This window comes from Bacillus sp. N12A5, from assembly GCF_026790125.1.
Lineage (GTDB): Bacteria > Bacillota > Bacilli > Bacillales > Bacillaceae > Bacillus.
This window is the reverse complement of record NZ_JALAMR010000041.1, coordinates 1-756: the sequence shown is the minus strand read 5'-3', so window position 1 is coordinate 756 and position 756 is coordinate 1. Positions and strand designations below refer to the sequence as shown.

The window sequence follows — 756 nt, the reverse complement described above, 5'->3', positions numbered from 1 at the left end:
AGCTCGCCTTCCATCAAGAGAACAGATGGCATGTTGTAGCTGATCGTCTGCCGGTCAAGCTGATTCAATACATACATCCGTTTCTGCGCGGATGACAATGGGTACATATCCTGTTTGTCAGCCGGTTTAAGCACGTGATGGCCGCCTGAAACTGCCGATGCCTCCATATAAGCCGCCAGCTGGCGAACAGTCGGCTTCTCGAACAGCGCTTTAAGCGGTACGGTTTTCTCCAATTCGGCCTGAATGTTGGCGATGAGCATCATCCCTTTTAATGAATGGCCGCCTAAATCAAAGAAATTGTCATCAATGCCGATCGCTTCTATGCCAAGCGTTTTCTGCCAAATGCGGCATAGGCTCTCTTCAAGCGCTGTTTCCGGCGCGGCTGAGGCCTTGCGTCCGGATTGTGCCGCGTTCGGCTTCGGCAATGCGTTTCTGTCGGTTTTCCCGTTTGCCGTCAGCGGAATCTCGTCAACCTGCACAAAGAAAGCAGGAATCATATGAGACGGCAGTGTTTGGGAAAGCTGGTTCCGGAGCTCTGCTGTTTCAATGGCTTGATCCGCCGTATAATACGCGCAAAGCTCTTGAAGCCCGCCCTCGGAAACTGCTAGCACAACCGCTTCTTGAATGCCGCTGAGGCTGAGCATGACCGTTTCAATTTCTTTGGGCTCAATGCGGTAGCCGCGGATTTTCACCTGATCATCGGGATTCTGCTTGGTGTGGCGGGGGCGATCTTAGCTTTGGTGAAACCTATGGCCA

At 52.6% G+C, this 756-nt stretch carries 1 pseudogene; it reads right to left on the bottom strand.

Annotation, left to right across the window (positions count from 1 at the left end):
* A pseudogene (locus MOC09_RS20090) lies at positions 1–701 on the bottom strand (phosphopantetheine-binding protein); the annotation flags it as partial.
* Between the last annotated feature and the right edge of the window lie 55 nt (positions 702–756).